General features: G+C 50.4%; 36 protein-coding genes and 5 tRNA genes. 25 read left to right on the top strand and 16 right to left on the bottom strand.

Features of this window, described 5'->3' with window-relative positions; all coding sequences use genetic code 11:
* Positions 1-24: 24 nt before the first annotated feature.
* The gene (rlmI, locus tag BTJ39_RS07015; RefSeq protein WP_078001952.1) at positions 25-1215 is read right to left on the bottom strand and encodes a 23S rRNA (cytosine(1962)-C(5))-methyltransferase RlmI; all 1191 of its coding nucleotides are present in this window, start codon (positions 1213-1215) and stop codon (positions 25-27) included.
* A gap of 82 nt (positions 1216-1297) precedes the next feature.
* Here rlmI and yccX point away from each other — a divergent pair, with 82 nt between their 5' ends.
* Complete coding sequence (yccX, locus tag BTJ39_RS07010; protein WP_422386018.1) at positions 1298-1579, top strand: acylphosphatase; 282 nt, start codon at positions 1298-1300, stop codon at positions 1577-1579.
* Positions 1580-1582: 3 nt separating this feature from the next.
* Here yccX and BTJ39_RS07005 read toward each other — a convergent pair whose 3' ends face one another.
* Together BTJ39_RS07005 and yccA are read right to left on the bottom strand one after the other, a co-directional pair.
* Positions 1583-1909: a TusE/DsrC/DsvC family sulfur relay protein gene (locus BTJ39_RS07005; RefSeq protein ID WP_078001950.1), complete on the bottom strand. Its 327-nt coding sequence runs from the start codon at positions 1907-1909 to the stop codon at positions 1583-1585.
* A 102-nt stretch (positions 1910-2011) separates the two neighbouring features.
* Positions 2012-2668, bottom strand: coding sequence for an FtsH protease modulator YccA (gene yccA, locus BTJ39_RS07000; protein WP_078001949.1), 657 nt, complete (start codon positions 2666-2668; stop codon positions 2012-2014).
* A 228-nt stretch (positions 2669-2896) separates the two neighbouring features.
* On the opposite strand from yccA, the gene BTJ39_RS06995 reads away from it, so the two are divergent.
* The 3 genes from BTJ39_RS06995 to BTJ39_RS06985 all read left to right on the top strand — a co-directional run bounded on the left by BTJ39_RS06995 (position 2897) and on the right by BTJ39_RS06985 (position 3606).
* Positions 2897-2984: transfer RNA gene (locus BTJ39_RS06995), tRNA-Ser, on the top strand.
* 190 nt (positions 2985-3174) lie between these two features.
* A tRNA-Ser gene (locus BTJ39_RS06990) sits at positions 3175-3262 on the top strand.
* Between the two features lie 29 nt (positions 3263-3291).
* On the top strand, positions 3292-3606 hold the full coding sequence (locus BTJ39_RS06985; RefSeq protein ID WP_078001948.1) for an Imm42 family immunity protein: 315 nt from the start codon (positions 3292-3294) through the stop codon (positions 3604-3606).
* A gap of 44 nt (positions 3607-3650) precedes the next feature.
* Here BTJ39_RS06985 and BTJ39_RS06980 read toward each other — a convergent pair whose 3' ends face one another.
* The gene (locus tag BTJ39_RS06980) at positions 3651-4199 is read right to left on the bottom strand and encodes a helix-turn-helix domain-containing protein (protein ID WP_078001947.1); all 549 of its coding nucleotides are present in this window, start codon (positions 4197-4199) and stop codon (positions 3651-3653) included.
* A gap of 93 nt (positions 4200-4292) precedes the next feature.
* Here BTJ39_RS06980 and BTJ39_RS06975 point away from each other — a divergent pair, with 93 nt between their 5' ends.
* From BTJ39_RS06975 to agp, 3 genes are all read left to right on the top strand, one after another.
* Positions 4293-4952 (top strand): AzlC family ABC transporter permease, encoded by a 660-nt coding sequence (locus BTJ39_RS06975; protein WP_078001946.1) that lies wholly within the window; start codon positions 4293-4295, stop codon positions 4950-4952.
* Complete coding sequence (locus tag BTJ39_RS06970) at positions 4952-5275, top strand: AzlD domain-containing protein (RefSeq protein ID WP_078002113.1); 324 nt, start codon at positions 4952-4954, stop codon at positions 5273-5275. Before BTJ39_RS06975 ends, BTJ39_RS06970 begins: the two co-directional genes overlap by 1 nt.
* A 305-nt stretch (positions 5276-5580) precedes the next feature.
* The gene (agp, locus tag BTJ39_RS06965) at positions 5581-7293 is read left to right on the top strand and encodes a bifunctional glucose-1-phosphatase/inositol phosphatase (RefSeq protein ID WP_078002112.1); all 1713 of its coding nucleotides are present in this window, start codon (positions 5581-5583) and stop codon (positions 7291-7293) included.
* A gap of 63 nt (positions 7294-7356) precedes the next feature.
* Here the strand turns inward: agp and BTJ39_RS06960 are convergent, their stop codons facing one another.
* From BTJ39_RS06960 to wrbA, 3 genes are all read right to left on the bottom strand, one after another.
* Positions 7357-8733: an NAD-dependent succinate-semialdehyde dehydrogenase gene (locus BTJ39_RS06960; protein ID WP_078001945.1), complete on the bottom strand. Its 1377-nt coding sequence runs from the start codon at positions 8731-8733 to the stop codon at positions 7357-7359.
* 72 nt (positions 8734-8805) lie between these two features.
* Positions 8806-9036 carry a YccJ family protein gene (locus BTJ39_RS06955; protein ID WP_078001944.1) on the bottom strand — a complete coding sequence of 77 codons (231 nt, stop codon included), beginning with the start codon at positions 9034-9036 and terminating at the stop codon, positions 8806-8808.
* A 20-nt stretch (positions 9037-9056) separates the two neighbouring features.
* Positions 9057-9656 carry an NAD(P)H:quinone oxidoreductase gene (gene wrbA, locus BTJ39_RS06950; protein ID WP_078001943.1) on the bottom strand — a complete coding sequence of 200 codons (600 nt, stop codon included), beginning with the start codon at positions 9654-9656 and terminating at the stop codon, positions 9057-9059.
* 323 nt (positions 9657-9979) lie between these two features.
* On the opposite strand from wrbA, the gene BTJ39_RS06945 reads away from it, so the two are divergent.
* From BTJ39_RS06945 to BTJ39_RS06935, 3 genes are all read left to right on the top strand, one after another.
* Positions 9980-10156, top strand: coding sequence for a con-10 family general stress protein (locus tag BTJ39_RS06945; RefSeq protein ID WP_078001942.1), 177 nt, complete (start codon positions 9980-9982; stop codon positions 10154-10156).
* Between the two features lie 257 nt (positions 10157-10413).
* The gene (gene rutR / locus BTJ39_RS06940) at positions 10414-11061 is read left to right on the top strand and encodes an HTH-type transcriptional regulator RutR (RefSeq protein WP_078001941.1); all 648 of its coding nucleotides are present in this window, start codon (positions 10414-10416) and stop codon (positions 11059-11061) included.
* 24 nt (positions 11062-11085) lie between these two features.
* Positions 11086-12066 carry a metal-dependent hydrolase gene (locus BTJ39_RS06935; RefSeq protein WP_078001940.1) on the top strand — a complete coding sequence of 327 codons (981 nt, stop codon included), beginning with the start codon at positions 11086-11088 and terminating at the stop codon, positions 12064-12066.
* A 34-nt stretch (positions 12067-12100) separates the two neighbouring features.
* Here the strand turns inward: BTJ39_RS06935 and cycA are convergent, their stop codons facing one another.
* Together cycA and BTJ39_RS06925 are read right to left on the bottom strand one after the other, a co-directional pair.
* Positions 12101-13495, bottom strand: coding sequence for a D-serine/D-alanine/glycine transporter (gene cycA / locus BTJ39_RS06930; RefSeq protein WP_078001939.1), 1395 nt, complete (start codon positions 13493-13495; stop codon positions 12101-12103).
* 370 nt (positions 13496-13865) lie between these two features.
* Positions 13866-14516: a DUF4396 domain-containing protein gene (locus BTJ39_RS06925; protein WP_078001938.1), complete on the bottom strand. Its 651-nt coding sequence runs from the start codon at positions 14514-14516 to the stop codon at positions 13866-13868.
* A gap of 653 nt (positions 14517-15169) precedes the next feature.
* On the opposite strand from BTJ39_RS06925, the gene sdiA reads away from it, so the two are divergent.
* Positions 15170-15892: a LuxR C-terminal-related transcriptional regulator gene (gene sdiA, locus BTJ39_RS06920; protein ID WP_078001937.1), complete on the top strand. Its 723-nt coding sequence runs from the start codon at positions 15170-15172 to the stop codon at positions 15890-15892.
* A 129-nt stretch (positions 15893-16021) separates the two neighbouring features.
* On the top strand, positions 16022-16642 hold the full coding sequence (locus BTJ39_RS06915; protein WP_078001936.1) for an acyl-homoserine-lactone synthase: 621 nt from the start codon (positions 16022-16024) through the stop codon (positions 16640-16642).
* Here the strand turns inward: BTJ39_RS06915 and BTJ39_RS06910 are convergent.
* Positions 16639-16983 carry a GlpM family protein gene (locus tag BTJ39_RS06910; protein WP_078001935.1) on the bottom strand — a complete coding sequence of 115 codons (345 nt, stop codon included), beginning with the start codon at positions 16981-16983 and terminating at the stop codon, positions 16639-16641. The two genes, BTJ39_RS06915 and BTJ39_RS06910, sit on opposite strands and share 4 nt — an antisense overlap.
* Positions 16984-17059: 76 nt before the next feature.
* The gene (locus BTJ39_RS06905; RefSeq protein ID WP_078001934.1) at positions 17060-17284 is read right to left on the bottom strand and encodes a DUF2594 family protein; all 225 of its coding nucleotides are present in this window, start codon (positions 17282-17284) and stop codon (positions 17060-17062) included.
* Positions 17285-17761: 477 nt separating this feature from the next.
* Here BTJ39_RS06905 and uvrY point away from each other — a divergent pair, with 477 nt between their 5' ends.
* The 6 genes from uvrY to BTJ39_RS06875 all read left to right on the top strand — a co-directional run bounded on the left by uvrY (position 17762) and on the right by BTJ39_RS06875 (position 21299).
* A complete protein-coding gene (uvrY, locus tag BTJ39_RS06900; RefSeq protein ID WP_078001933.1) occupies positions 17762-18421 on the top strand; it encodes a UvrY/SirA/GacA family response regulator transcription factor in 660 nt (219 codons plus the stop codon).
* A complete protein-coding gene (uvrC, locus tag BTJ39_RS06895) occupies positions 18414-20246 on the top strand; it encodes an excinuclease ABC subunit UvrC (RefSeq protein WP_078001932.1) in 1833 nt (610 codons plus the stop codon). The genes uvrY and uvrC overlap by 8 nt, the downstream gene beginning before the upstream one ends.
* Positions 20247-20317: 71 nt before the next feature.
* Complete coding sequence (gene pgsA, locus BTJ39_RS06890) at positions 20318-20866, top strand: CDP-diacylglycerol--glycerol-3-phosphate 3-phosphatidyltransferase (protein WP_078001931.1); 549 nt, start codon at positions 20318-20320, stop codon at positions 20864-20866.
* Between the two features lie 151 nt (positions 20867-21017).
* A tRNA-Gly gene (locus tag BTJ39_RS06885) sits at positions 21018-21093 on the top strand.
* Positions 21094-21126: 33 nt separating this feature from the next.
* Positions 21127-21200, top strand: a tRNA-Cys gene (locus tag BTJ39_RS06880).
* Between the two features lie 12 nt (positions 21201-21212).
* Positions 21213-21299 (top strand) — tRNA-Leu (locus tag BTJ39_RS06875).
* Between the two features lie 132 nt (positions 21300-21431).
* Here BTJ39_RS06875 and BTJ39_RS06870 read toward each other — a convergent pair.
* From BTJ39_RS06870 to BTJ39_RS06855, 4 genes are read right to left on the bottom strand one after another with little or no spacing between them, the layout of a single operon-like run.
* A complete protein-coding gene (locus BTJ39_RS06870; RefSeq protein WP_078001930.1) occupies positions 21432-22439 on the bottom strand; it encodes a phage integrase in 1008 nt (335 codons plus the stop codon).
* Positions 22440-22458: 19 nt separating this feature from the next.
* Entirely contained in the window at positions 22459-22749 is a 291-nt protein-coding gene (locus BTJ39_RS06865; RefSeq protein WP_078001929.1) for a DUF8087 domain-containing protein, read from the bottom strand.
* Positions 22750-22775: 26 nt separating this feature from the next.
* Positions 22776-23405: a hypothetical protein gene (locus tag BTJ39_RS06860; protein ID WP_078002111.1), complete on the bottom strand. Its 630-nt coding sequence runs from the start codon at positions 23403-23405 to the stop codon at positions 22776-22778.
* An 11-nt stretch (positions 23406-23416) separates the two neighbouring features.
* The gene (locus tag BTJ39_RS06855) at positions 23417-23809 is read right to left on the bottom strand and encodes a helix-turn-helix domain-containing protein (RefSeq protein WP_078001928.1); all 393 of its coding nucleotides are present in this window, start codon (positions 23807-23809) and stop codon (positions 23417-23419) included.
* Between the two features lie 282 nt (positions 23810-24091).
* Between BTJ39_RS06855 and BTJ39_RS06845 the strand changes: the two genes are divergently transcribed.
* The 6 genes from BTJ39_RS06845 (at position 24092) to BTJ39_RS06825 (ending at position 25712) form a co-directional block, all read left to right on the top strand.
* Entirely contained in the window at positions 24092-24331 is a 240-nt protein-coding gene (locus BTJ39_RS06845) for a hypothetical protein (RefSeq protein ID WP_078001926.1), read from the top strand.
* A gap of 24 nt (positions 24332-24355) precedes the next feature.
* Positions 24356-24559, top strand: coding sequence for a DNA-binding protein (locus BTJ39_RS06840; RefSeq protein ID WP_078001925.1), 204 nt, complete (start codon positions 24356-24358; stop codon positions 24557-24559).
* Positions 24560-24571: 12 nt separating this feature from the next.
* Positions 24572-24832, top strand: a complete 261-nt coding sequence (locus BTJ39_RS06835; protein WP_139356323.1) for a DUF4761 family protein — start codon at positions 24572-24574, stop codon at positions 24830-24832.
* The gene (locus BTJ39_RS24800) at positions 24822-24995 is read left to right on the top strand and encodes a tumor necrosis factor receptor family protein (RefSeq protein WP_176110249.1); all 174 of its coding nucleotides are present in this window, start codon (positions 24822-24824) and stop codon (positions 24993-24995) included. Before BTJ39_RS06835 ends, BTJ39_RS24800 begins: the two co-directional genes overlap by 11 nt.
* Before the next feature lie 12 nt (positions 24996-25007).
* The gene (locus BTJ39_RS06830; RefSeq protein WP_006117874.1) at positions 25008-25235 is read left to right on the top strand and encodes a phage filamentation protein Fil family protein; all 228 of its coding nucleotides are present in this window, start codon (positions 25008-25010) and stop codon (positions 25233-25235) included.
* A gap of 111 nt (positions 25236-25346) precedes the next feature.
* Positions 25347-25712: a hypothetical protein gene (locus BTJ39_RS06825; protein ID WP_139356322.1), complete on the top strand. Its 366-nt coding sequence runs from the start codon at positions 25347-25349 to the stop codon at positions 25710-25712.
* Here the strand turns inward: BTJ39_RS06825 and BTJ39_RS24795 are convergent, their stop codons facing one another.
* Entirely contained in the window at positions 25713-25889 is a 177-nt protein-coding gene (locus BTJ39_RS24795; protein ID WP_006117875.1) for a hypothetical protein, read from the bottom strand.
* Positions 25890-26061: 172 nt separating this feature from the next.
* On the opposite strand from BTJ39_RS24795, the gene BTJ39_RS06820 reads away from it, so the two are divergent.
* Positions 26062-26454, top strand: a complete 393-nt coding sequence (locus BTJ39_RS06820) for a hypothetical protein (RefSeq protein ID WP_078001923.1) — start codon at positions 26062-26064, stop codon at positions 26452-26454.
* Positions 26455-26500: the final 46 nt, after the last annotated feature.

Below are 26500 nucleotides of genomic sequence, written 5' to 3'. Positions count from 1 at the left end.
GAGGGCAGGGCAATGCTTTTCAAGTCACAGGACCCGACAGGCAAATCCTTTGAGATAAAGGCCTTCAGGATAGCTGGCGATCACCGGATGGTCGGCTGCCTGACGGAATTGCTCTATAAATTGTACATCACGATGCGCATCTAAGGCTGCATCAGCGATAATTTTCTGGAACAGGTCGGTCGGCATCAGCCCTGAGCAGGAAAAGGTTAATAGCGTCCCGCCGGGATTAAGCAGCTGCATTGCCAGCATATTGATATCTTTATAACCCCGGCAGGCACCCGCCAGCTGGTTTTTATTTTCGACGAACTTCGGCGGATCCAGCACAATAAGATCGAATTTTTCATTCCGATCGCGCCAGGTTCTCAGCAGCTTAAATACGTCGTCGCGAATAAACTGCGCTTTATCTGTATCCAGCCCGTTAAGCTCGACATTTTGGCGCGCGATATCCAGTGCGGGTTGTGAGGTATCGACGCTGACCACTGATTCACAGCCGCCAAGTAATGCCGAAACGGCAAAGCCGCCGGTATAGGAAAAACAGTTCAGTACGCGCTTACCCGCCGAATAACGACGGGTTGCCAGGCGGCTATCGCGTTGATCGAGATAATAACCGGTCTTGTGCCCACCCTGGATATCAACCAGTAGCTTCATTCCGTGCTCAGTGATGGTTAGTAGTGCGGGAGGAAGCTCGCCGCAGACCGGCCCCTGGCTGAGCGCTAATCCTTCCTTCTTACGTACGCTGACGTCCGAGCGATCGTAAACAGACAGTTCAGGATAGCACTGTTGCAGCGCGGCAATCAGGGCAGGGCGTTGGTATTCAGCCCCGGCGGAAAGCAATTGCAATACCAGAAAGTGACCAAAACGATCGATAGTAATGCCCGGCAGACCGTCGGATTCTCCGGCAATCAGTCGATAGCTGTCCAGGCCATCGCGTAGCGCTAGCCACTCGCGCAGCTTCTGCGCTTGCTGCAGACGATGGACAAAAAAATCGCTATCGATTGACTCGTCGGCGTTCCAACTCCAGATGCGGGCCCGGATTTGCGACTGCGGAGAAAACGCCCCTCTGGCCAGCCAGTTGCCCTGGCTGTCGCAGATATCGATGGTTTCTCCGGCGCTGGCTTTTCCTTCCATGCGGGAAACGGCACCGGAAAAAATCCACGGATGACGACGGAGTAAGGACTTTTCGCGTCCTTTGGCAAGAATTAATCGCGCTGACATTTGCTATGCTTATTTTCAGAAAAACAGGCCGTATTGTCGGTGTGATGCGGTTAAAAAGCAACGAATCCGCATTCAGGAGGTAATGATGACGAAAAAAGGCGTACTGGCCTGGGTCCACGGTAGGGTGCAGGGCGTTGGGTTTCGCTACAGCACACAGCAACAAGCGCGCGAACTTGGCCTGAGCGGCCATGCCCGCAATCTGGATGACGGCTCTGTTGAGGTGCTGGCCTGGGGGGACCCGGAGCAGGTGGATAGTTTGATTAACTGGCTGAAAGCCGGCGGACCGCGTAGCGCAAAAGTCGAACGGGTCTTGACCGAACCTCATCAGCCCCAGCAGGAGCCCGATCGCTTTACCACTAATTAAGCGTCAGAGACACTTAACTGGCTTAGGCAGGCCAGCGATTTTTGTTGCCTGCTTAGCCGGTCCCTGAGGAAACAAACGAAACAGATAGCGGCTGTTACCTTTCTCTTCTCCATATTTTTGCGCCATCGCTTTTACCAGCATGCGGATCGCGGGGGAGGTGTTGAATTCAAGGTAAAATGCCCGCACAAAGTTGACCACTTCCCAGTGTGCCTCGCTAAGTACGATTTGTTCTTCATCCGCCAGCATTTCAGCCAGCTGCGGCGTCCAGTCATCAACGGATTTCAGGTAGCCGTTAGCGTCACGGGCAATCTCTTTTCCTGCAGATATCACGGTATAGCCTCACATGCATTCAGGCGCGCAGTGTAACAAATTTTTCTGAGCGCAAAAATAAAGCCCCATCAGGGGCTTTATTAAACGCTTAGCGGCAAGACATCAGTTGCTGCGGGTAAAGCCAAGAATGCTCAGCAGGCTGATGAAGATGTTATAAATGGAGACGTACAGGCTGACGGTAGCGCGAATGTAGTTGGTTTCACCGCCCTGAATAATGTTGCTGGTTTCCCACAGGATCGCGGCGGAGGAAAACAGTACGAACATTACGCTGATAGCCAGCTGTAGGCCCGGTAAGTTTAAAAACAGATTAGCGATAACCGCCAGCAGCAGCACCACAAAGCCAGCCAGCAGCATACCTGACAGGAACGACATATCTTTGCGCGTGGTCAGCACATAGGCTGAGCAGCAGAAGAAGACCAGTGCCGTGCCGCCTAATGCCAGAGCGATAACGTCGCCCATGCCCGCCATCAGAAAGCTATTGAGGATCGGACCAAGGCAGTAACCAAGGAAGCCGGTGAATGCAAAGGCCGCCAGAATACCTGCCGGACGATCGGCCAGCCGGTAAGTAAGAAACATCAGACCGTAAAACCCAACCAGCATCAGAATAAGACCCGGTGCAGGCAGAGCAAAAACGGTGCTGGCTGTGGCGGTAACCGCAGAAAACGCCAGCGTGAGTCCGAGTAAAAAGTAGGTATTGCGCAGTACCCTGTGGGTGCTGAGCAGCGACCGACTGCGCGAAGAGGTAATGATGCGATCCATAAAATGCCTCACTTAGAGTCACAAAACTGAGACAAGAATATGAAGTCACAGTCAACAGGGGAAGCCGTTTTACCCTTCTTTACCCGTAGTTTACGCCGCCAGGCGCGTGAACTGTGAGCAAACTGGCGATAATAAATGCAAACGGTATGTAATCGCCTGTTTTTCAGGCAACTGAAGCAAAACCACCTTTACATATTTTCAGGGGATGTTTATAGTTCGCCTCATTACGGAGGGGTGGCCGAGTGGCTGAAGGCACCGGTCTTGAAAACCGGCGACGGGAAACCGTTCGAGAGTTCGAATCTCTCCTCCTCCGCCAGACACGAACCCCATGCTGCTTTGCAGCATGGGGTTTTTCTTTGTGCGGAACAGGGCTGAACGGCAGGCGACGATCGGCAGGGCGGTTAAGCATTATGCAATCAGCCGGCGGTTGCATAAAAAGAGATTGGCAAAGGCCATCCGCCTGAGTATACTCCCGCGCCATCATCAGTGAATACACGATGATATGCGGAGGGGTGGCCGAGTGGCTGAAGGCACCGGTCTTGAAAACCGGCGACGGGAAACCGTTCGAGAGTTCGAATCTCTCCTCCTCCGCCAGATATCAACCCCATGCTGTGTTATGCAGCATGGGGTTTTTTTATAGCATCAAGCATATTCCACAGTGGCGTAACTTTTCCAAAACGGGTTTATTTAGTTTCATCGTCAATGCCAACGCCTATCCGGATGGAATCAGATTATCTACATTATTTTCAGAACGTTATGATATTGTTGATAATAACTGCGTGTTATTTTCGCATTCTGCAAATATTGAAATGTTTAATTTACCCACGGCAGATGTTTTTGACGTCTTATGTAGACTGGCCCATCCGCAAGCTACGGAAGAAAATGCGTATCCTGAGCAAATCTTTGACTACGGCATTACGACTCCAAACGTCAGCTAATTCAGCGCCATCCCCGGCCGGATAAACGCCTGAGATATTCCACTTCACACATGTTCAATAATCATTACCGCCCTTGTATCCGCCTCCAGCGCACGGAAAATATGCGCGTGGTCAGCGGGGTAACACAAATAGTCGCCAACGTTTAATTCGACCGGCCGATCGCTCAGACCAACCAGCGCCCGACCATGGGTGATAATGATATGCTCCACGGTTCCTGGCAGGTGAGGCAGCGAACAGCGACCGTTACCTGGCTGACTCTCCACCTGATAGATATCGCGGCGAGCGCCCGGCGGGCAGGTTGCCAGCAGGATAGCCTGATAGTCCGCCTGCTCGGCGGCCACCGTCAGGCCTTCTCCCCGGCGTACGAGGCGGGTTGTTATTTGCGGTTCCATCATCAGGTTGGCGAAAGGGATATCTAACGCGACGCAAAGCGACCACAGGGTTTCAATGCTGGGATTACCATTTCCCGCTTCCAGCTGGGATAAGGTGGATTTTGCCACGCCGGCCTGCCGAGCCAGCTCGCCCTGACTGAGACCTTTACGCTGGCGTTCTCTGACCAGGCTATGGGCAATCATCGCAATGGGTGTGTTCATATTATTTCCAACAAAATGGTATGGATGCATTGAAAACTGAATCGGTAGTGTTCATTATAACGAACGATCGTTTTTTATGTTGTGGTGTTCAGGATGCGTCTGCGTTATATCAATAAAAAGCTGCTGAAATCCATCCTTTTAATCTGTCTTGCCGATGGTATTTTTGGCCTGTCCTATGGTTCAACCGCTATCAGCTATGGTTTTCCATTGTGGGTAGCTGCAGCGCTGTCACTTTTAGTGCTGGCGGGGGCATCGGAATTTCTTTTCGTTACCATCGTCGGCGGAGGCGGCAGCATTACCGCAGCGGTGGTTGCGGGTCTGCTGGTTAATGCGCGTCATTTACCCTTTGGCATGGCGGTGAAGGATCTTATCGGGCGTACGCCAACGCGTTTTCTTGGTTATCACATCATGAACGATGAGAGCGTCGTGGTAGGGCTGGCGCAAAAGTCACCGCGTAAAGCGCGGGCCGCATTCTGGCTATGCGGCATGGGGATTTTTCTCATCTGGCCACTCAGCGTCATTCTGGGCGGCGTTATCGGCCAGATAATTCCTGACCCGGCCTCCATCGGCCTGGACGCCGTATTCCCGGCAATTTTGCTGGCGCTAACGCTGGAGGCGCTGAAAAATCGCCAGACATTGGTTTCAACGCTCGCCGGTGTCACCACTGCACTGATAGTTTCGCCCTTTTTACCGGTCGGATTACCGATTCTCAGCGCGCTGAGCGGTTTACTGATAAGGAAGAAAAAAACATGATGGAACATCCCTGGTGGATAGCTGGCGGTATTGTGGCGTTGGCGGTGGGCACCTACTTAATTCGTCTGACGGGGGTGGTATTAGGTCATCGCCTCGGGCTGGGCGAGAGCAGCCGCCAGCTGCTGAATGATGCTGCGACTATCCTGTTGGTGACCGTTGCTGTTATTGCGACGTTCCAGCAGGACGATCATTTTGCTGGTGGAGCCCGGGTTGCCGGCGTGGTCGCCGGATTATTACTGGCCTTAGCGCGTCAGTCGCTGATCGTGGTTGTCATTGCCGCTGCTGCGGTAACGGCAACTTTAAGATATTTCGGGATTCACTGACGATTCTGTAATTTATCCATTTTTTCACTGTTTGAAAGTCATTATTTTGGCATTATTGTCTACTTGTTGTTTTAATGCTGGTGCTTTGCGCGCTAAGAATAACATTCTGTTGCTTTTCAACGTCGCCAGGGGACTAAACCCTGAGCAGGAGAGTCTGCTATATTCTCCATACTTGTAACGCTTTAAAACACCTGGTTGTTTCACTCTGGATAATATTGAGGGTAGCGATATTCGGGGTTCGCGCGAAGCTGGCATCATCCGGCTAAGCCAGTCAGGATGTTACCGTCAAAACAATGGATAAACATATGATCAAAAAGATGAGTTGGTGTGCGTTGTCAGTTTGCACCGCACTTTCGGTCGGTACAGCCTGGGGCGCTGAAGGCGATTATCAGCTAGAGCAGGTTCTCATGCTCAGCCGCCACAATCTGCGCGCACCGTTAGCGAATAACGGCAGCGTATTGCAACAGGCGACGAAAAAAAGCTGGCCGTCATGGAATGTACCCGGCGGAGAGTTAACCACTAAAGGCGGGATTCTTGAAGTTTACATGGGCAATTACACCCGCGAATGGCTGGCAAAACAGGGGCTGATCAAAGCCGGTGAGTGCCCGGCGGATAACGCGGTATATGCCTATGCTAACAGCCTGCAGCGCACGCTGGCGACGGCGCAGTATTTTATCACCGGTGCGTTTCCTGGCTGCGACGTATCGGTTTCTCATCAGGATGAAATGGGCACCATGGACCCCATCTTTAATCCGGTGATCACCAACGGCAGCAAAGATTTCCAGCAGCAGGCTATTAACGATATGGCCGAAGCTGATAAAAAGCTGGCCCTGAAACCAGCCCTGCAGCGTCTGGAAAAAATCATTGATTACAAAGCGTCGCCGGACTGCAAAGGCAAGAAGAAGTGCGACCTCACCAGCAGCGAACAGAATAAATTCAGCGCAGATAACGGCAAGGAGCCGGGCGTTAGCGGTCCGCTGCGCACCGCGAATGCGCTGGTTGATGCCTTCACCCTGCAATATTACGAAGGAATGCCGCTGGATAAAGTAGCCTGGGGCCAAATAAAAACCGCGGAGCAGTGGAAAGAGCTGTCGGCGATTAAAAATGCTTATCAGGATACTTTATTCGGTACGCCGGCAATTGCACGCAACGTTGCGGCGCCGCTGGTCGATTATATCCGCAGCATGCTGGTGGACCAGGATAAAAACAGCGCGCCAAAAGTGACGCTAATGGTCGGACATGATTCCAATATTGGCTCGATACTAAAGGCGCTTGATTTCAAACCCTACTCTTTACCAGAGCAGAATGAAGAGACGCCAATTGGTGGGATGCTGGTGTTCGAGCGCTGGCACGACAACAAAGATAATCGCGATCTGGTTAAGGTTGAATACGTCTATCAAACCACCGATCAGCTGCGCAACGCGGTACCGCTCAGTCTGGATACCCCGCCGCAGCGCGTCACCCTGCAAATGGCGGGATGTCAGACGGATGCCAACGGTTATTGCCCGTGGGACCAGTTCGTTAACGTACTGAACGGCGCACTGCAGAACACCTCAATGGCGGTTCAGCTGCCTCCTGCGGCCGAGCCAGTCGCCGCTACGCCCGCTACCAGCGCTGCGGAAACCGGCAAAGCCGCTGCCGATCAGCAGGCGAAGGATACGGCTGCCCAGGCTAAGGCTTCGGCAGAAAAAGCCGCGGCTGATAAAGCCGCAGCAGATAAGGCCGCTCAGGAAAAAGCCGCCGCTGATAAGGCTGCTCAGGAGAAAGTCGCTGCGGATAAAGCCGCCGCTGATAAGGCTGCTCAGGAGAAAGCCGTTGCGGATAAAGCTACCGCTGATAAGGCTGCTCAGGAGAAGGCCGCTGCGGATAAAGCCGCCGCTGATAAAGCTGCCCAAGAGAAGGCTGGCGCTGATAAACCGGCGAAAGCTGATGCGGATAAAGGCGCTGCGGATAAGAAAGCAGACAATGCGAAAGCCGACTCAGACGGCAACGCTAAGGCTGCCGCTAAAGCGCAATAAGCCGCAGTCAGCACTGGTGGTTACGATAAAACCGTCCCTTACCGGGACGGTTTTTTTTACGCCTCAGCTTTCGCGGCCGATCACAACCAGCTTCTGATTAATAAATTCCTTGATGCCGAGATCGGACAGCTCGCGGCCAAATCCCGAACGTTTTACCCCGCCGAAGGGTAACTCTGCGGCGGTGTCGCTTGCCGAGTTGATATAAACCATTCCCGTTTCTATCCGTGACGCCATGCGTCGGGCGCGGTTGAGATCACCGGAGAAAATGGCGCCGCCGAGGCCAAAGGGCGAATCATTGGCAATAGCGACGGCATCATCGTCATCTTTGATGATGTACAGCTGGGCTACCGGACCAAAAAATTCGCTATACCATGCCGGGTTATCACGATTGATATCCGTCAGTATGGTTGGCTGATAAAAGCAGCCAACGCCCTGAACCGCCGCGCCGCCGGTTATTAATCTGGCGCCATGCTCCAGCGCCTGGGCGACCTGCTTTTCCAGTCTGTCACGCGCGGAAGCAGAAGATAGGGGGCCGAGGGTGGTCTGTTCATCCAGCGGATCGCCAATACGTACGCTATTGAATGCCTGGACGAATTTTTCAATGAACTCACTGGCAACTTTTTCATGGACCAAAAAGCGCTTTGCCGCCGTACACACCTGACCGCAGTTGCTGAGCCGCGCACCTGCGCCGGCTGCGACTGCCTTATCAAGATCGCAATCGTCAAGCACCACAAACACGTCATTGCCGCCGAGTTCGAGGGTGGTTTTTTTCAGATGTTTCCCCGCCTGGGCGGCGACGGCGCTGCCTGCACGTTCAGAGCCGGTTAGCGCCGCGCCCTGAATACGTGAGTCGGCAAGCAGCTGACTGACTTGTTCGTTGCTGATGAAAAGGTTGGTCCAGGCGCCCGCCGGTGCGCCGGCTTCCTCAACCAATTCGGCAAACTGAGCGGCGCAGTGGGGAACGTTGGGGGCATGCTTTGCCAGCACGGGATTTCCCGCCGCCAGGTTAGGCGCCAGCACGCGCATAAGCTGATAATAGGGGAAATTCCATGGTTCAACGGCGAGCAATACGCCAATCGGATGATGCTCTACCCAGGCCTCACCTAGATCGCTGGTATAGGGAACCGGAGCCAAAAAGCGCTCGGCGTTTTGTGCATAGTAGCGAGCAATTTGCGCACACAGACGGACTTCGCCGCGGCTTTGATTAATGAGCTTACCCATTTCTTTGCTGGCAATAACCGCCAGTTCGTTAACCCGCGCTTCAATTAACTCTGCCAGTTTATACAGTACCTGCAGGCGCGGCTTAATGTCGCCTTTACTCCAGGACGAATGGTAGAGGGCATCTGCCGTGGCGAGCGCCGCTTCAACCTGCTGATTATCATGTTCAGGCCAGGTTTTTATCAGGGTATTGGTTGCAGGATTAATGCTTTGATATGGCATGTATGCTCCTAATGGAATGGCGCGACAGGCAAAGAAAAAGCCCTCTGGCGAGGGCTGCGAGTCGTCGATTACTCAGACGTTGCGGCGTTCTACTTGCTTATTGTCCCATGTCAGAACGTCCAGCTCCGTTTTGTCGAAGGCGCGGAACAGTACCTCATCGCTGCCTTGCTGCTGCCAAATCTCTTCAGCAAGTTTTTCATCATAATTTGCCACTTCAAAGATAGCTTCAGCAATTTCCGGAGAAGTCGATCGCAGGGAAGCCCATTCGCCAACGTGGTGAGCTTTCGATTGTTGCGTTGCCATATTTAATTCTCCCGTTATATTTATCCGTTAAGTTTCAGCGCCAGCCCAGCCACATGCTCACCCTGATAGCGGGCAATGTTCAGCTCGGTTTCCGTGGGCTGGCGGGATCCATCGGCTCCGGCCAGGGTGGTTGCGCCGTAAGGCGTACCGCCCCGAACCTGAGAAATATCGAAAAGTTCTTTAGCTGCATAGCCGATTGGGACGATCACCATGCCGTGATGGGCGAGGGTCGTCCAGGTAGAAGAGATGGTATGTTCCTGACCGCCGCCGGTGCCGGTTGAGGAAAAAACGCTCGCCAGCTTACCGTAAAGCGCCCCCGACGCCCACAATCTGCCAGTGCGGTCGAGAAAGGTACGCATCTGCCCGCTCATATTGCCAAAGCGGGTAGGGGTACCAAAGATAATTGCGTCATATTGCGTAAGCTCTTCCGGGGTCGCCTCCTGCGCGGCCTGATCCGTTTTACCGCCGACCTGGGCGAAACGTTCAGCATTCATCGTTTCAGGTACGCGTCTGATGGTCACTTCGACTCCCTTAACGCGCTTTGCTCCTTCAGCCACGGCATTTGCCATTGTTTCAATATGTCCATACATCGAATAATAAAGCACCAGCAATTTAGCCATGATTCACTCCATGTTCCTGTTTAAAATAGCGCCGTGATTAAGTATAGAAGAGTGAGCTAAAACTGCCTGACTCAGGGCATTTTTTGCCAGCAGAATGCACATTAAATATAAGTTTTTTTGAAGTTATTTTCCCTGATATCAGGATGACTTACCCTCCGGATTGCCATTTTTTCCTCTGGCCGGAGCCGCATATTGCTTGGTTTACACTATGATTATCGAGTGGCAAACGCGCTTGTGCGCAAATATGCCATGCGGTGGTCTCAGGTAAATCTGGTTTCCTCCGCATAAACAACAATGATTCCTTAACTATCCGGAGGTGAATGATGGCGCAACATCGTGGTGGTGCTGGCAATTTCGCTGAAAACCGTGAAAGAGCGGCGGAAGCTGGCCGTAAAGGAGGAAAGGTAAGCGGCGGCAACTTTAAAAACGATCCGCAGCGGGCATCGGAAGCTGGCGAAAAAGGCGGTCGAAATAGCCGTGCAAACCGAAATGACAAATAGGCAAGCTGCATAGCAATGCCTGAATCCGCCGGTGTGCTGTCCGGCGGTTAATTTTAGCTATCTTTACTACTTATCCGTTAGCCTTGCCCTGGGGCTGACTGCCATTCGTTATGCACTCCCATCCGTTTTACTTAATAGTTAATCCATGACGTCGTTGGCAGAAAATTTAACATTTTTGCCGCAAATTTCATCTGATTAGGTAACTTTGTCAGGGTTTGCTATTATCGCGCCAGTCTGGCTACGGCAGGGAGAACGGGGTGAATTCAAACCACAAGCATTCGATTGGCAGGGCGTCACGCCGCTCACATGCTGTAGCCGCAAAACGTGCGGCTATTCTGCAATCCGCGCTCAGCCTGTTTTCTCAGTATGGTTTTCACGGTACCAGTCTGGATAAGGTCGCTGAGCAGGCGGAGGTGTCAAAAACTAATCTGCTTTACTATTTTCCCTCTAAAACAGCGCTTTACCTCGCCGTGCTGCAGGATCTTCTCAGCATCTGGCTGGCACCGTTAAAAGCGCTCAGTTATCAGCAGGATCCGCTGGAGGCGATCCGTCACTATATTCAGCTGAAACTTGAAGTTTCCCGCGACAACCCGCAGGCGTCGCGGCTGTTTTGTATGGAAATGATACAAGGCGCTCCGCTGCTGAAACAGGAGCTGGAGGAGAATCTCAAAGCATTAGTCAATGAGAAATCGGCGATTATTGCGCGCTGGGTAGACGAAGGGAAATTAGCGGCTATAGCGCCGCATCATTTAATTTTTATGCTCTGGGCCGCAACGCAGCACTATGCTGATTTTGCCAGCCAGGTGACAGCGATTACCGGTCGCGGTCTTGAAGACAGCCAGTTTTTTGCTGAAACCGTTGAGAACGTCCAGCGCATGATTATTGAAGGCATCCGCGTTCGCTGAGCGGCTGACTATCCGGGGAAATATATGGATTCCGTTTCACAGTTAGTGCTGGGTGCTTCAGTCAGCATGGCGGTTGCCGGCAGGAAAATTCCGCTCTGGCAGGCTGCGGTGGTTGGCGCTGTTTGTGGCACCCTGCCTGATTTGGATGTGTTTATCGATCATGGCGACGCCATTCGCAATATGACGCTGCACCGCACCAATAGTCATTCGCTGTTCTGGCTGACGTTATTTTCACCGCTGATCGCTGGTTTGATAACGCTGTGCAAACATCAGCCTTCACTTTTTGGCCGCTGGTGGCTGGCGGTTTGGCTGGTGCTGATTACGCATCCTCTGCTTGATGTTTTTACCGTATACGGAACCCAGCTTGGGTTGCCTTTTACCGACCGGCCCTTTGCTATCGGCAGCATTTTTATTATCGACCCTTTATTTACGTTGCCGCTGCTGGTGGGGGGGATCTGTGCATTATGGTTGCGTGGACGCGCCGGGATACGCAGTAATGCACTAGGACTAACCCTGGGATGCCTTTATCTCGCCTGGAGCGTCGCAGCGCAAAGCTGGGTCAGAGAGCATGTGAGCCAGCAGCTGGCGGCAGCAGGAGAAAAGCCAGCGCCGCTGTTGGTGACGCCAACTCCCTTAAACACGCTGCAATGGCGACTGCTGCGGATGCAGGGAAATCAGTACAGTGAAGCTTACTTCTCATTATTGCATCCGCATAAGGCCATAGAATTCAAATCTTATCCGCGTGATATGGCGCTGTTCAGCCGCCTGCAAGGCAATTGGCATGTTGATCGTGTCGCATGGTTTAGCCACGGCTTTTTTTCTATGAAGAAGCTGAATGGCCGGGTGTATATCACCGACCTGCGGATGGGGGAGGAACCACACTATAGCTTTACTTTCGACCTGGGTCCTGAGCCTTTGCATAATTCGACGGTTGTCCCGTCACGTTTGCCATTTAATCGACCGCCGCTAGCCAAAGCGTGGCGGAAATTAATAACGCGTTTCTGAATACGGGCCGGATATTCCGGCCCGTAGCCCTTTATCAGCCGTGCCGACGGCGACGCATCATCCAGCCAAAGGCCAGGATGACAAACCATAAAGGGGTGACCATCAATGCCTGACGCGTGTCTTGCTGAAGCGTTAACAGCACCAGGATGAAAACGAAGAAGGCCATGACAACCCAGCACATAATTTTGCCAAGCGGCATTTTATACACCGACGCTGCATGTTGTTCCGGACGGCGCTTACGATAAACCAGATAAGAGCAAAGAATAATGGTCCAGACAAACATGAACAAAATTGCCGAAACGGTGGTAACCAGGGTAAATACCGTCATCACATTGGGAATCAGGTAAATCAGCGCAACGCCGCCCAGTAAGCACAGGCAGGAGAAAAACAATCCGTTCGTAGGCACCGCGCGCGGTGAGAGTTTACCAAACAAGGGGTGGGCTACGTCCTGCTGCGCCAGGCCATAAAGCATGCGGCTGGTAGAAAATATCCCGCTATTAGCCGAGGAGGCCGCAGAGGTCAGCACCACAAAATTGACGATACTGGCGGCTGCTGGCAGCCCGATCAGCACAAACATTTCAACAAAGGGACTGCGATCGGCAACCACCTGATCCCAAGGGGTAACCGCCATGATAACGATCAGCGCGCAGACGTAGAACATGATTACCCGCAGGGGGATCGCGTTAATCGCGCGTGGCAATACTTTACGCGGATCGCGCGTTTCCGCCGCGGCGGTGCCGACCAGCTCAATACCGACGAAGGCAAACACGGCTATCTGGAAGCCGGCAAAGAATCCGCTGATGCCCTTTGGAAACCAGCCGCCGCGATCCCAAATATTGCTGAGCGCCGCATGGGCGCCGCCGGGCGAGGGATAATGCATGAAGACCAACACGATGCCGGTGACGATTAGCGCTACGATGGCAACGATTTTGATAATCGCAAACCAGAACTCCATTTCGCCAAACAGCTTAACGGTTACGATATTAAGCGTCAGAAACACCACAATGCATAGCAGGGCGCTCATCCAGACGGAGAATCCGGGAAACCAAAGCTGAAAATAGGAGCTGATAGCGACAATATCGGCAATGCCGGTCACCACCCAGCAGAACCAGTAAGTCCAGCCGGTAAAATAGCCGGCCCATGGACCGAGCAGGTCGGCGGCAAAATCACTGAAAGATTTATATTCAAGATTTGAGAGCAGCAGTTCGCCCATAGCGCGCATGACGAAGAACAGCATGAAGCCAATAATCATATAAACAAAAATGATTGATGGGCCCGCCATACTGATCGTTTTGCCCGAGCCCATAAACAGGCCGGTGCCAATGGCTCCGCCGATGGCCATCAGCTGAATATGGCGATTATGCAAGTTTCGCCGTAGTTCTCCTGCGCCGCCGTTCTCGTCGGCAGTCGCTTTGTTTTGATCAACCATAGGGTTTTTGGCTCCTGTAGATAGCATTGTGTCAGCGCTTACTGGCTTTTATTGGTATGGATATTCGGTCAGATAATGGCAACACGATAGAGTAAACATCCTGTTAATAGCTAAATAAATATTAACAATCGTGAGGGCCGTCGCGTCTTTGCCCGGCGGTTAATAGCCCGTACCGACCGGACGAGAAGATTATCGCAACGCTACTTTGATGGCAGTAAAAAACCGGTCCGGCCAGGCTGAATGCTCAAAAAGAGTACGTTCTGACGTTGAGGGGGGCGATCGCCGATATCTCTATTCAACGCTGCGGGCCGGTTGCCAGAAATTGTCCGCGCAGCGGTCGGTGGCGTAAGTTTTACCCAGCCGGTGTGCATCATTTTTCCAGCCGGGCTTTATTGACCGGCCAGCTAAAAATAAAGCCGGTAAAAAACGCAATCTGCAGCATAAACCAGCACGGTAGCAGAGACGGACCGACAGCGCCGTGCAAAACGAAGTGCAGCGCCAGCTCAAAATAGAGGAACATGCCGAGTTGCCAGGCAACCAGTGAAAGCAGGCCGCTTTTCAGCGTCCTTAACATTGCTCTCAGCCAGGATAATCGCTCAGCCTGCCGCCAGTAAAGCGTCAGTACAATAAACCCGCTAAGCAGCGCCAGAAGTGAAGAAAATAGCGCATGGCAAAGACGCGGTGAGTTGGGAAGGGCATGACTCAAGAGCGGCAACAAGGCCAGCGCCAGCATGGCGCCGGCGACGCCGCCGCTGGCGGTAATCGATGTTGATGTAAAAACGCCGGCCGCAGTCGCCCGGCGCAAGCCTGGACGATGCGGATACAACACCGTTCGCCCGCCCTGCTGGCGAGCAAAATACCACCAGGCTAACCAACCAATAAAGGGCATATAAAGTCCGGTAATCAGCCAGGTCAGGTTCATCACTGGTGGCGCTGCCGGACGGCGAAACGCATCTTTAACGATCATCAGCGCGGTGCATGCGCCAAGCAGCAAAAATGTCATAGCCACTTTGTCCAACATAGTTATGTCCTTATCAAAATGACAGCCTGACGTTTTGTCTATTATTCAGCCCGTTATAAACACAATAGTGGCTGATAAATAGGTCCGGCAAGTGAAGTTTCATAATGTGATTGTACTCATGATTTCATCATCACTTCAGGAAATTTTACCAATGAAAGGCAGTCTTTTGCAGACCACTTTTAGCCAGTAATCACTAAATATTAATCTATCGATGAAAAGTCAAACTTTACTGAAATCCAAAAACAATTGTTACTTATCATTAAGTTAAAATTATCTTTGCTGTATATTTTTTGATGAAATGAGCAAGGGAAGGTGAATTAGTGCAGAAAAATAGCCAGTTATGACTGGTCTGAATACAACAGAAATATTGAATATTAAACAGGAAAATCCTATTATTGCAGCATCAAATAGGTGGCATAACAATGTGACGATGTGCGATCTTTTCGCCCGCCCGAAGTGGTATAACAGCGATGGGATGTGACAGCGGTAAGATTTGCCGGCCCGCGTATAACACGCCTGGTGCGGGCGGTTTGTTGACTGGTTTCTTTTGGTTTTTTATTTTCATCCCGGTTTTATTCTTTCTGTTGCTATGTCAGTCAAAAGCAAAATTATAATCAGGACGCAAATAAAAATTGCGCGCTGGCGAGGCATCAATGACATCTGAAAGCTATTTCAGTTGGCGCTCTGAAGTGCAAACCGCTTTTCAGTCTGTCAGTGAAATCGTGCAATTAACTAAAATTATCGCGCGTGAGACGAGGTGGCTGGCATTTGATAACTTTGCGTTATTCATTCGCCAGCCCGTTCCCTTTACCAGACCGAAAACCTTTATATACAGTAATCATAACGAACATTTTATCCGTCATTACCTGAAGGAGGAATATTCGCATTTCGATCCAGTGGTACAAGCCTGTCAGCTGCCGGGAAAAATATTGCGCTGGGAAGACGCGTTTTTTTCCAGTCATCATTATCTGCATGAGCTGATTAAAGCTAATGGAATAAAGTCAGGAATTTCCTACTCGTCGATGGCAAAAAGTCGTACAATTGGTATTCTCTCTATGAGTTCAGCTAATTCCATGAAAAATAAAACTATCTCATTGGAAGAAGAGCTGAAGCTCCCCCTGTTGACTGAGCTGGCGCTATCCGCTTTGGTCCGCATGGAGGATGCCTCGATGAGCGTACTCAATATGGAGCTAAGCGATCGTGAACTGGAGATACTTAAATGGACGGCCGAAGGGAAAACCTCCGCGGAAATATCTCTGATACTGGCTATCTCGGAAAATACCGTCAATTTTCACCAAAAAAACATGCAAAAGAGGTTTAATGCGCCAAACAAAACGCAAATAGCCTCTTATGCCGCTGCTATTGGATTGATATAAAATCATCGAAGCCTACCAAAATTGGTAGTTTTTCTGGCTTGATTGGTTGTTTACCCTGCGGTAAGTAGGAAGCAACGCTGAGTGTGCCGTTAGGTGCGGCTTTTAAAGGGATGGCGACAGGGGAGTACAATGAAAATAATTCAGACCAGACAGAAGGATATGCCTTCATCTTTACTGGCTGAGCTTGGAAGCTATCGCTACAGCATCTTTACCCGCGACGAAGGCTGGTCTGTGCCGTCAAGATTATATACGCCCGGCCAGGAGTACGACCGTTTCGATCGTTCCGAGGTCAACTGGCTGATTGCATGGCATTCGCAGCTGGGAATTTGCGGATGCGCACGACTGATCCCCTTGCGCAAACAAACGGGGGGTAACCCGACGGTTTTTCATCCGACCGGTCAGTCGCCCGCAGTTTGGGAAATGTCACGTTTTTCTGCCCGTATCGAAGTTGATGAACAGCTGCCTTTGCATCTGCTCTGGCATGCGCTGCAGCTGGCTGAACAGGCTGGCATGAAAGAGTTAATATGTGCTGCAACGCCGATGCTTGAAGAGATGTTCAGCCGTAGTCAGGTTGACTATGAGCCGCTAACGGCGGGCATTATCCAGTCGGAAGATAATCTTTTTGCTATCAGAATTCCGGTTAATCAGCCGAGATTCGGTGAAAAATTTCGCGGTTCGCGCCGTTTTAGTCCGGAGGAGGTGCTGCCTTCGCTGGGGGTCTCTGTCAACTGGAGCAGCCGCAACCGCTAAGCCTGCCCGTGCCATTTAACCCAGAGTGTTATCAGCAGCCAGGCTGCGATTAGCCAGCAGCCTACGGCGCCGGTGAGAGCCAGCGGCAGCCGCCAGTATCCGGCCAGCCAGTAGAGTGAAAACAGATAAACAAAGTAGGGAACGATAGCCCACATACCAAAGATGATGGTGCTGCGCAGCGCTTCAAGGTTGCGTTCGCTGCCGACAATATAATGCGCGATGAGTGCAAAGGTTGGGAAAAGAGGAATAAGCCCGGCGATATAGTAGTTACGGGTCTTTGATAGCAGTCCGATTAGCAGTACCACGCCGGCGCCAAGCAGCGCTTTTAGCAACAGGCCCATTGTTTCTCAATTAGCAGTCAATGTTTCGCTTTACGTTGACCTAAAGAAGCTGAAAAATCAATGGGCGCGGCGGGTCTTACTGACGATAAGCCTGCTTTATCTGCTTAACCGTGGTGCTCAGCACCTCTGCTTGCTCCGGATCTTTGAGGTCATTAATATAGCGCTCCATGTTGATTATCACTTTCCCGGCGTCGGCCTGGCCCATGCCTTTCAGGATTAAAGTGACCAGCGCCTTCATACCGGCGACCTCGTTTGCCAGAGCCTGTACATCCTGCTGAGTCGTAAAATCGTGGCGTATCATAAAAGTTCCTTAAGACCTGATGTTATAGCGCATTGGCTTGTTGTACTAAATCGCATAAGCGAGTATATCACAAGCTTCAGAGCAGCTAACCCGTGGTGCTTAAGATCGAATGAAAGTCAGTCAAATAGAAACTAAAATGTTCCGGTGTGTATATTTTTCATAAATTATGCACAAAAAAAGATGAATTAAGCGAAGCGTAATAAGCAAGATAAGTTGTGGGTTAATTATCGAAGCTTATTTAATTTAATTTATTGATTTTTATATATTTTTATTTTCATCTGCCGTTTTTAACTGCTGAAAAGTGTGGCGAAGGAAAGTAATGGAAACTAATTGTAATAATAAAATAACCTTTTTTTTGCGGCCGACCTTTCAGCGAAAAAAAACGTTATAACCATGAATTTCTGAGTGCATTACTTTCTGGAAAAAGGGTAAGATTGATGTTTAGGCTATAGCCTGCTTTTGCCTGGAGTGTTCTACTTGATCAGCGTTCTTCTTGTTGATGACCATGAGCTAGTTCGCGCCGGCATCCGGCGCATACTGGAAGATATCAAAGGTATCCGCGTTGCCGGTGAGGTGAACTGCGGCGAGGACGCGGTGAAATGGTGTCGGGCGAACCGTGTGGACGTGGTGCTGATGGACATGAATATGCCCGGCATCGGCGGTCTGGAAGCCACGCGTAAAATAGTGCGTTACAATCCCGACGCCCGTATCATCATGCTGACCATTCATACGGAAAATCCGCTGCCGGCGAAAGTTATGCAGGCTGGCGCTTCTGGCTATTTAAGCAAAGGCGCCGCGCCGCAAGAGATGATCAACGCTATCCGGGCGGTTCATGCCGGACAGCGCTATATCGCCTCCGACATCGCTCAGCAAATGGCGCTCAGCCAGATCGAACCCGATAAAGCGGAATCTCCCTTCAGCTGCCTTTCCGAACGCGAGTTGCAAATCATGCTCATGATTACGCGTGGGCAAAAGGTAACTGAAATTTCTGAGCAGCTTAATCTTAGCCCTAAAACTGTTAACAGCTACCGCTATCGTATGTTCAGCAAGCTTAATATCAATGGCGATGTCGAGCTGACACATCTCGCTATTCGCCATGGTATGCTTAATGCAGAATCGTTAATTAACAGTGAATGATGTGTTTGACGCTAAATCTTTCCTGAAAACCGTTACCAGCCAGCCAGGCGTTTATCGCATGTATGACGGTACTGATACGGTTATCTATGTCGGTAAAGCAAAAGACCTTAAAAAGCGACTTTCCAGCTATTTTCGTAGTCAGGTCGGCAGCCGCAAGACCGAAGCGCTGGTGGACAATATCCGCCACATCGACGTTACCGTCACCCATACGGAAACCGAAGCGCTGCTGCTGGAGCATAACTACATTAAGCTGTATCAGCCTCGCTACAACGTGCTGCTGCGCGATGATAAATCCTACCCCTATATTTTTCTTAGCGCCGATGCGCATCCAAGGCTGGCAATGCACCGCGGCGCCAAACACGCTAAAGGGGAGTATTTCGGCCCGTTTCCTAATGGCTATGCGGTTCGTGAAACTCTCGCTCTGCTGCAAAAAATCTTTCCTGTTCGTCAGTGTGAAAACAGTGTTTATCGCAATCGCTCGCGTCCGTGCCTGCAGTATCAGATTGGCCGCTGCCTTGGTCCCTGCGTGGCGGGCCTGGTGAGCGAGGACGAATATAAGCAGCAAACGGATTACGTGCGGCTGTTTCTCTCCGGCAAAGACGATCAGGTTATGAAGCAGCTGGTTGAGCGCATGGAAACCGCCAGCCAGGCATTGAAGTTTGAAGAAGCAGCCCGCGTGCGCGACCAGATTCAGGCGGTGCGGCGAGTGACCGAGAAGCAGTTTGTCAGCAATCAGGGCGACGATCTTGACGTTATCGGCGTCAGTTATGATGCCGGTATTGCCTGCCTGCACGTGCTGTTCATTCGTCAGGGAAAGGTTCTCGGCAGCCGCAGCTATTTTCCTAAAGTTCCATCGGGCACCGCGCTGGCCGAGGTCGTGCAGACTTTTGTCGGGCAGTTTTATCTGCAGGGAAGCCAGGCAAGAACCTTACCCGGCGAAATTTTGCTGGACTTCCTGCTGCCGGAAAAAGAGCTGCTGGCCGACTCGCTCAGTGAAATGGCCGGCCGCCGGGTGAATATCCAGTCGAAGCCGCGCGGCGATCGCGCACGCTATCTTAAACTGGCAAGGACCAATGCCGCGACGGCGCTGGTTAGCCGTCTTTCGCAGCAGTCAACTATTCATCAGCGGCTGGCAAGCCTGGCGCAGGCGTTGGAGCTGCCGACAATCCGCCGTATGGAATGCTTTGATATCAGCCACACCATGGGTGAACAAACCGTGGCCTCCTGCGTGGTATTTGATGCTAACGGTCCAGTGCGCAGCGAGTACCGGCGCTACAACATTAGCGGTATTACGCCGGGCGATGATTATGCAGCGATGAACCAGGTGCTGCGTCGGCGCTATGGTAAAGCGCTGGACGACAGCAAAATTCCCGACCTTATCTTAATCGATGGCGGCAAAGGGCAGCTGGCGCAGGCAAAAAATGTTTTTGCTGAGTTGGATGTTTCCTGGGACAAAGACCACCCATTATTGCTTGGCGTGGCCAAAGGCAGCGATCGTAAAGCGGGTCTGGAAACGCTGTTTTTTGAGCCGGAAGGCGAGGGGTTTTCCCTGCCGCCCGACTCGCCAGCGCTGCATGTTATCCAACATATTCGTGATGACTCTCACAATCATGCAATTTCGGGGCATCGCAATAAACGCGCTAAAGTGAAAAAAACCAGCACCCTGGAATCCGTTGAGGGCATCGGTCCGAAACGGCGCCAGATGCTGCTGAAATACATGGGCGGCCTGCAACCGCTGATGAATGCGACGGTCGATGAAATAGCCAAAGTCCCCGGCATATCCCATGCTCTGGCGGAAAAAATCTATGGGTCATTGAAACACTAACCATTGCAACCCCATGGACATTGTAGCAACATACTTGCAATTCCTACTCAGTCCAGACAGTTAGCTAATATATGCGTTTTAATATTCCAACTCTGCTGACCCTGTTTCGCGTAATTTTGATACCGTTTTTTGTGCTGGCGTTTTATTTGCCATTTCAATGGGCGCCGTTCGCCTGTGCGCTGATTTTCGTCGTGGCGGCTATCACCGACTGGTTCGACGGCTGGCTTGCTCGTCTCTGGAAACAGACCACGCGTTTCGGCGCCTTTCTCGATCCGGTTGCCGATAAAGTAATGGTGGCGATAGCGCTGGTCCTGGTGGCTGAGCATTTTCACATCTGGTGGGTTACGCTGCCGGCAGCAACCATGATAGCGCGCGAGATCATCATTTCCGCGTTGCGTGAATGGATGGCGGAAATCGGCAAGCGCAGCAGCGTGGCGGTTTCCTGGATCGGTAAGGTCAAAACTACGGCGCAGATGCTGGCGCTGGTCGGCCTGCTGTGGCGTCCGAATGAGCTGATAACCGGAGCGGGTATCATCGCACTTTATATCGCTGCGGTGCTTACATTCTGGTCAATGTTTCAGTATCTGAACGCGGCGCGCGCGGATTTGTTTGAAGGTTGACAGAAGCGCTTTAAAAAACAGCAAACAGATGTCCGGAAGGGATAATTTTATTGACTCAAACGCTCAGGTCAGTAGAATGCATCGCATCGAACGGCAGCATTGCCGCAAGAAGCCAACATAATCAGTAAGTTGAAAAACGCCTGATAAAAATGCGGGAATAGCTCAGTTGGTAGAGCACGACCTTGCCAAGGTCGGGGTCGCGAGTTCGAGTCTCGTTTCCCGCTCCAGTATTTTCCTCGTACAGAGGAAGCAGTATTAAAGGCGCGTTGGCAGAGTGGCCATGCAGCGGATTGCAAATCCGTCCACCTCGGTTCGACTCCGGGACGCGCCTCCACTTAACGCCCATGCCCGGGTGGTGAAATCGGTAGACACAAGGGATTTAAAATCCCTCGGCCATTAGGCTGTGCGGGTTCAAGTCCCGCCCCGGGCACCATATTTAAAGCTAAATAAAAACAAGCTGTTAGTAATTTCTTAAACCACCTTAACCGGTGGTTTTTTGTGTCTGTAATTTGTTGAGTGGCAGCAAAATGGCAGCACCCTGGCAGCATAGTTATTTCAGGTCTGTTTATTTTGTGTCTGTACGGTTATCTAATGGGTTAAGCGTGACTGCGGCATCAAGGTGATTAGGGGCGAAATGCGCGTATCGCATAGTCATCATAATCGTGCTATGGCCGAGTATCTGTTGAAGCACCAGGATGTTGCCACCACGCATCATAAAATGGCTGGCAAAGGTATGACGTAGAACGTGTGTGCGCTGTCCCTTCGGTAGTTCAATTCCGGCTCTGTTTAAAGCTGCTTTAAACGACTCGTAAGCAGGGGAGAAAAGCGTACCACGCTTCTTAGGTAGGGTTTTTTGTAACTGGTCGGAAATTGGCACTGTACGATTCTTTTTGCTTTTGGTCTGGGTAAACGTCAGACGGCCCGGCAAAACCTGTGATTGCTTTAAAGTCTCCGCTTCGCTCCAGCGTGCGCCGGTCGCCAGGCAAATTCTCACGATTATGCCAAGATCTGTGTTGACTGACTGATCGCACGCCGCCAGCAGCCGGTCAATCTCTTCCTCATAAAGAAATGCCAGCTCCTGATCTCCTTCTTTGAACTGTCTAATCCCGGATAACGGGTTGTCGCCTTCCCATTCTCCCAGTCGCTTCATCTCCGAAAAAACTGCGTGAAGGTAAGACTGCTCGCGGTTTACTGTCGCCTCACTAAGTTTCTTCTTTCCCTTCTGATTCCATTCACCGCTCAAGCGTCTTTCCCGGTAGACAGCAAATGTGTTTTTATCGAAATGAATAGCAAGCGGATCCCCTAGGCGCTCGCAGATGGCTAGTAACTTCACTTTACGTTCTTCGCCAGATGTCAGTGTCTTGCCGTGCATTTCATACCAGCGCTCAATAAAAGTGGAGAGTCTTACCGCATTATCGTTAACCGCCTGGCCGTAAGCGTTATTCATGGTACGGCGCTCAAATGAGAGTGCCTCCCCTTTGGTGGCAAACTGTTTGCGTATGCGTTTCCCGTCACGACCATACGGAAAGCACTGGCATAGCCATTTACCTGACGGAAGCTTACGAACTGTCATCAATCGTCACCTATAAATATTATTTTTTTAAAAGCTCTCGGATCTCAGCAATTGAATAGTTTTCTTCAGGGATATATTCAAGTTGATGGCTTTTTACAAGATGCTGCCACTCTTCAGGAATGTACTCAAAAGCTGGTGCTGACATATCGTCCTCATCACCTTCTCTGACGACCGTTACTAAGAAAAAAACTTCTTCTTTATCTTCTTCCTCGTCATCCACTATATCAACATCAGTTACTACCAATCGCATTGTGGTATCTTTCTTTGATACATAAAGCCCTTCTTCAGGTATTGAAATTTTTGAATTCATAAAGCCATCCTTATGCAATTTAGCATTTAAAAAATAAGAGCACCTATTACAGCGCCTACGATGAAAATAAAGCCGATTTCTATGAGATAGGTACGGAGAAGATCTGTGATTTTTAAACGAGTAGTAAGCTGCGAAGTGGTTGAGCTGCCATTCTCCTGTGATTTCTGATCAAGCCAAGATAAAGCAAGCTGAAGTTGGGGACGAGTTAAATCGTTCAGCCTGCCTGTACCGAAGTTAATGTGGCAGTAACGAATGAGTTTTTGTCTGGTCTCGCTATTTTCGCTGTTTCTCAGCAGGAGGCTAACCAGTGCTTTGCTGGCATCCCTATCCTTCCACCGATCTAACATGGCCTGAAGGAAACTGACTGCTGCCTGATATTGATTTACGGTCATTTCACTGACGGTAGCTATACCAATCTCAGCATGGACTTTCTGCCAGACTACAAATGCCTCAATTTCACCAGCTTCAGCAATCTCAGTAACTAAGTTGTTTAGCTCTTTACGCTGAGCTTTAACGATAGGGCGCACATCTTGCTGTTCTGCCGGGATTGCAATGTTGATGGTATGGCTCCCATCAAACTGATCAATGCGGATTTTGTTCTCATTGAAATCACGTCCTGCGACACGGTTTTGCCCACCAGTAGAATTAACCGTCATAAAATTCATCCTTACTTCTTATTTTCGTTGAAATCCCTGCCTGCGACACGGTTTCCTTTGCCAGATACGCTGATTGAATTTGATGCAGAGTTACCGGCAGTTAGCGCAGCTAATGCGGCTGCTTTGATCGCTAAAGGGGCGGCTCTGAAATGGTTTAAAACTTCCAGTTCATCACGGCTAAGCATGACACCGCCACCTTCTTCTCCCGTGAGGATGTATTGGACATTAGCCCCATTCAAAGCGAAGGAACACAAAACATTACCGCCAGGGACGGCATTACCACGCTCATACTTTCCCCAAATCTCTCTTGAGATACCGCAAAGGTCGGCAATTGCGGCCTGATTAAAACCCAATCTCTTCCTTTCATTTTTCAATCTATTAGCACAATGAAAATCAAAGTTCATATAACACCATTGACAATGCGAACTTTGGTTCGCATAATGTTTCTCACGGATACTTAGCAGATCACAATATACCACTATGACACAACTACATCATGCACAGAGATCACGCACGCCTAGGAACGCTGCCACAGGCGGAACATTGCCGCTGCGCCTTACACCAGAAGAAAGGGCAACAATAGAAGCAATGGCTGAAGCCGATTGCCGTTCGGCATCAAATATGGTGCGCATAGTTTTTTTGCGTGGGCTTGAGGCAATGCAGCCCAATCAGTAAAGGAATTAATTATGAGCAAGAAGAAAACGACAAGGTTTTGCCTAGGACGCCCCGTAGTAATTGATGCTTCCACACTGGCCTTGGGGATTTATTCAACAGATGCAGGGCGCTTAGGGCAGGTTGTAATTTCTGTGAATGTTATCGCCGTGTATGCCGGGGCGGTAGAGGTAGCACCTGAGCTTATAGAAAAACTCAAAACATTATTATCGCCAGAAAGAAATACCAGCTTTAAGTTAGAAAGCTCGGATTGATTGCCCTGCATCAAGAGGTGAAAAATGTCAGGCGTAACTATCAATTTAAATGTTGCATCGCCTTATTTATCTTTAAAAGAGTATGCCAGAGTGACCGGAATACCCTTCGAGACCTGCCGGGATATGGTGAAAGATGGAAGAATCATCATTCGACCCAAAAAGCTTTCAGGTGAAAAAGTTGAAGTAAACATGGTTGCCATGCTTAAAGATGCGATTGCTAATAGCTGAAAGGAATACCAAATGAAAAAGCGATATTCACAGCATGGGTCACATGCCGCAAGTATTCCGGGATTGGTTCAGGTAAGCAAAAACGTTTATGTATATTCCGGATTCACTATCCGCAAATCACCGCGCAATGCTTTTAACAGAAGTAATTTGTATTTGATAAATAAGCGCGATGATAACGGTGGCATTGATAATTACTATGGCCGTGACTTTGCCTTAGCGGAAGCAATGCGAACCATTGAAAGGTTGAATGCTGGAAGAAGTTATGAAAATTGAAATGATTATCGGGCTTTCTCTCTTTGCTGTTCTTGCATTGTATTTAATTCAATTTTTAATCAGGCTGCGGAGTAAAAAAGTAAAGCAGCAAAGAGCTAAAGCGCTTGCTGAATATAAAACCCGCCGTGAAGAAGTTGAACTAAAAGCCCGTAGGCAACTGTAGCAGGTACACGATATGAACGATAACGCCCCATCACTTGCCAGCCTGTTAAAGCATGGTTGCCAGGTCACGCACTACCGCAATACACGCGGCTGGATTGAATGCCCGGACGGGCGTTTCTTCAAACCTGAGCCGAACAAGGTACGTTTTATTAAAGGTATGAGTAAGCCTTTTGTTTATACGAAGAAGATAAACAAAGGCTTATTTAGTGCCTTAGCAAGGCTATTCAAAAAGCTGCTTTAGTCATTAAGTAACAGATAAAACTTTTTCTACCTGTCGTCACTTTATTAAGTGATGGCGAATTTACTCACCAAAAATACGCGAGAAAGCAAACTCAAAATCACGGGGATAAAAATGAAAGCAGAGTACGAAGCCAGAATAAATAAGATACTTCATGCCTACCATCTGAGTAACCAGCATGGGACATCATCAGGCGGTTACTCCATTGCTATGTTGCGCCATAGCCTTCACCATTTTTGCGGCGTGGCAATATGCTCTGATGATGCAGATATTGAAACTATTGCCGAAATTAGGTCGTTTATTGCGCGAGTAAGTAAGGGGGATGTACCCCAGCATTATGATCACCCCGGCATTAATCAATTTTCGTCAACGGATGGAAATAAGACGCTGTGTATAAAAGAACCGCTAGTGGTAAGCATTGAACTGACCCCTGAAAACATTAACAGCCTCCGTAATGCTATCGGAGGCCAGAACACATAATTAAAACACCCAGACACCACCAGTGTGAGGATATTTCTCATAAGCGGTCTTATGAATCTTATTCGCCAGATCGCGAATAGTTTCCGAGACCCCATTGTTATTAGCTGGTCTGGCGTCTATGGATTCCAGGGCTTCAATGGCGGAACTCAGGAGTTCAATAATTTTTTCATCTTCCAACTTTTTATTTCCTTTTGTTGGTGGGTAGTTATGCCGCTCGCTTCTTGCTGGAAGGCGGCATAACGAAATTACCACAAAACCATGCGCCGGACATGGCTAAAACCCGGCACTTATCCGAGGCATTACTTGCGAGTGGTGCGCCTGATAAGTGGCAGTGATGGGGGATAGGTTAATGAGTATCGGACAAGAAAAACCAGTATCCGGGCGTCAAATGTTCCTTGAACAGCGTGCCCGTTTGCAGTCGAGCATTTCAGTTTCCCGTACCAATGACACGGCGAGCCGTTTCAACCGCTTGGGCGAGACTCAGAAAAAGGTGATCATCCTGCTGGCAAACGAAGCCGCGCAGCGGTTTAAAGATCTGCCGTCGCTGACTCATTCCCACCTCACTATGCCTTTTGAACAGTTCAGCTCCCAGGACAAGGTGAGCCTGATGTTGGGCATTAAGCGCCTTGCCGAGCTGGCTGCGGCGTTGCCGTGGGAGTTTCCCGATCATGCCGCGCCGCGCCTTGAAATTCAGGCGTTACGCGAATCACCACCACCCGCGCCGGATGGCGTAGTCAATTAACCACTGAATGATTAACCAGTAGTCAGGCGTATCATCGCGCCGGGCT

It is taken from the genome of Izhakiella australiensis, from assembly GCF_002006995.1.
Lineage (GTDB): Bacteria > Pseudomonadota > Gammaproteobacteria > Enterobacterales > Enterobacteriaceae > Izhakiella > Izhakiella australiensis.
Note: the sequence above shows the minus strand (reverse complement) of the source record. Positions and strands in the feature narration are given on the sequence as shown.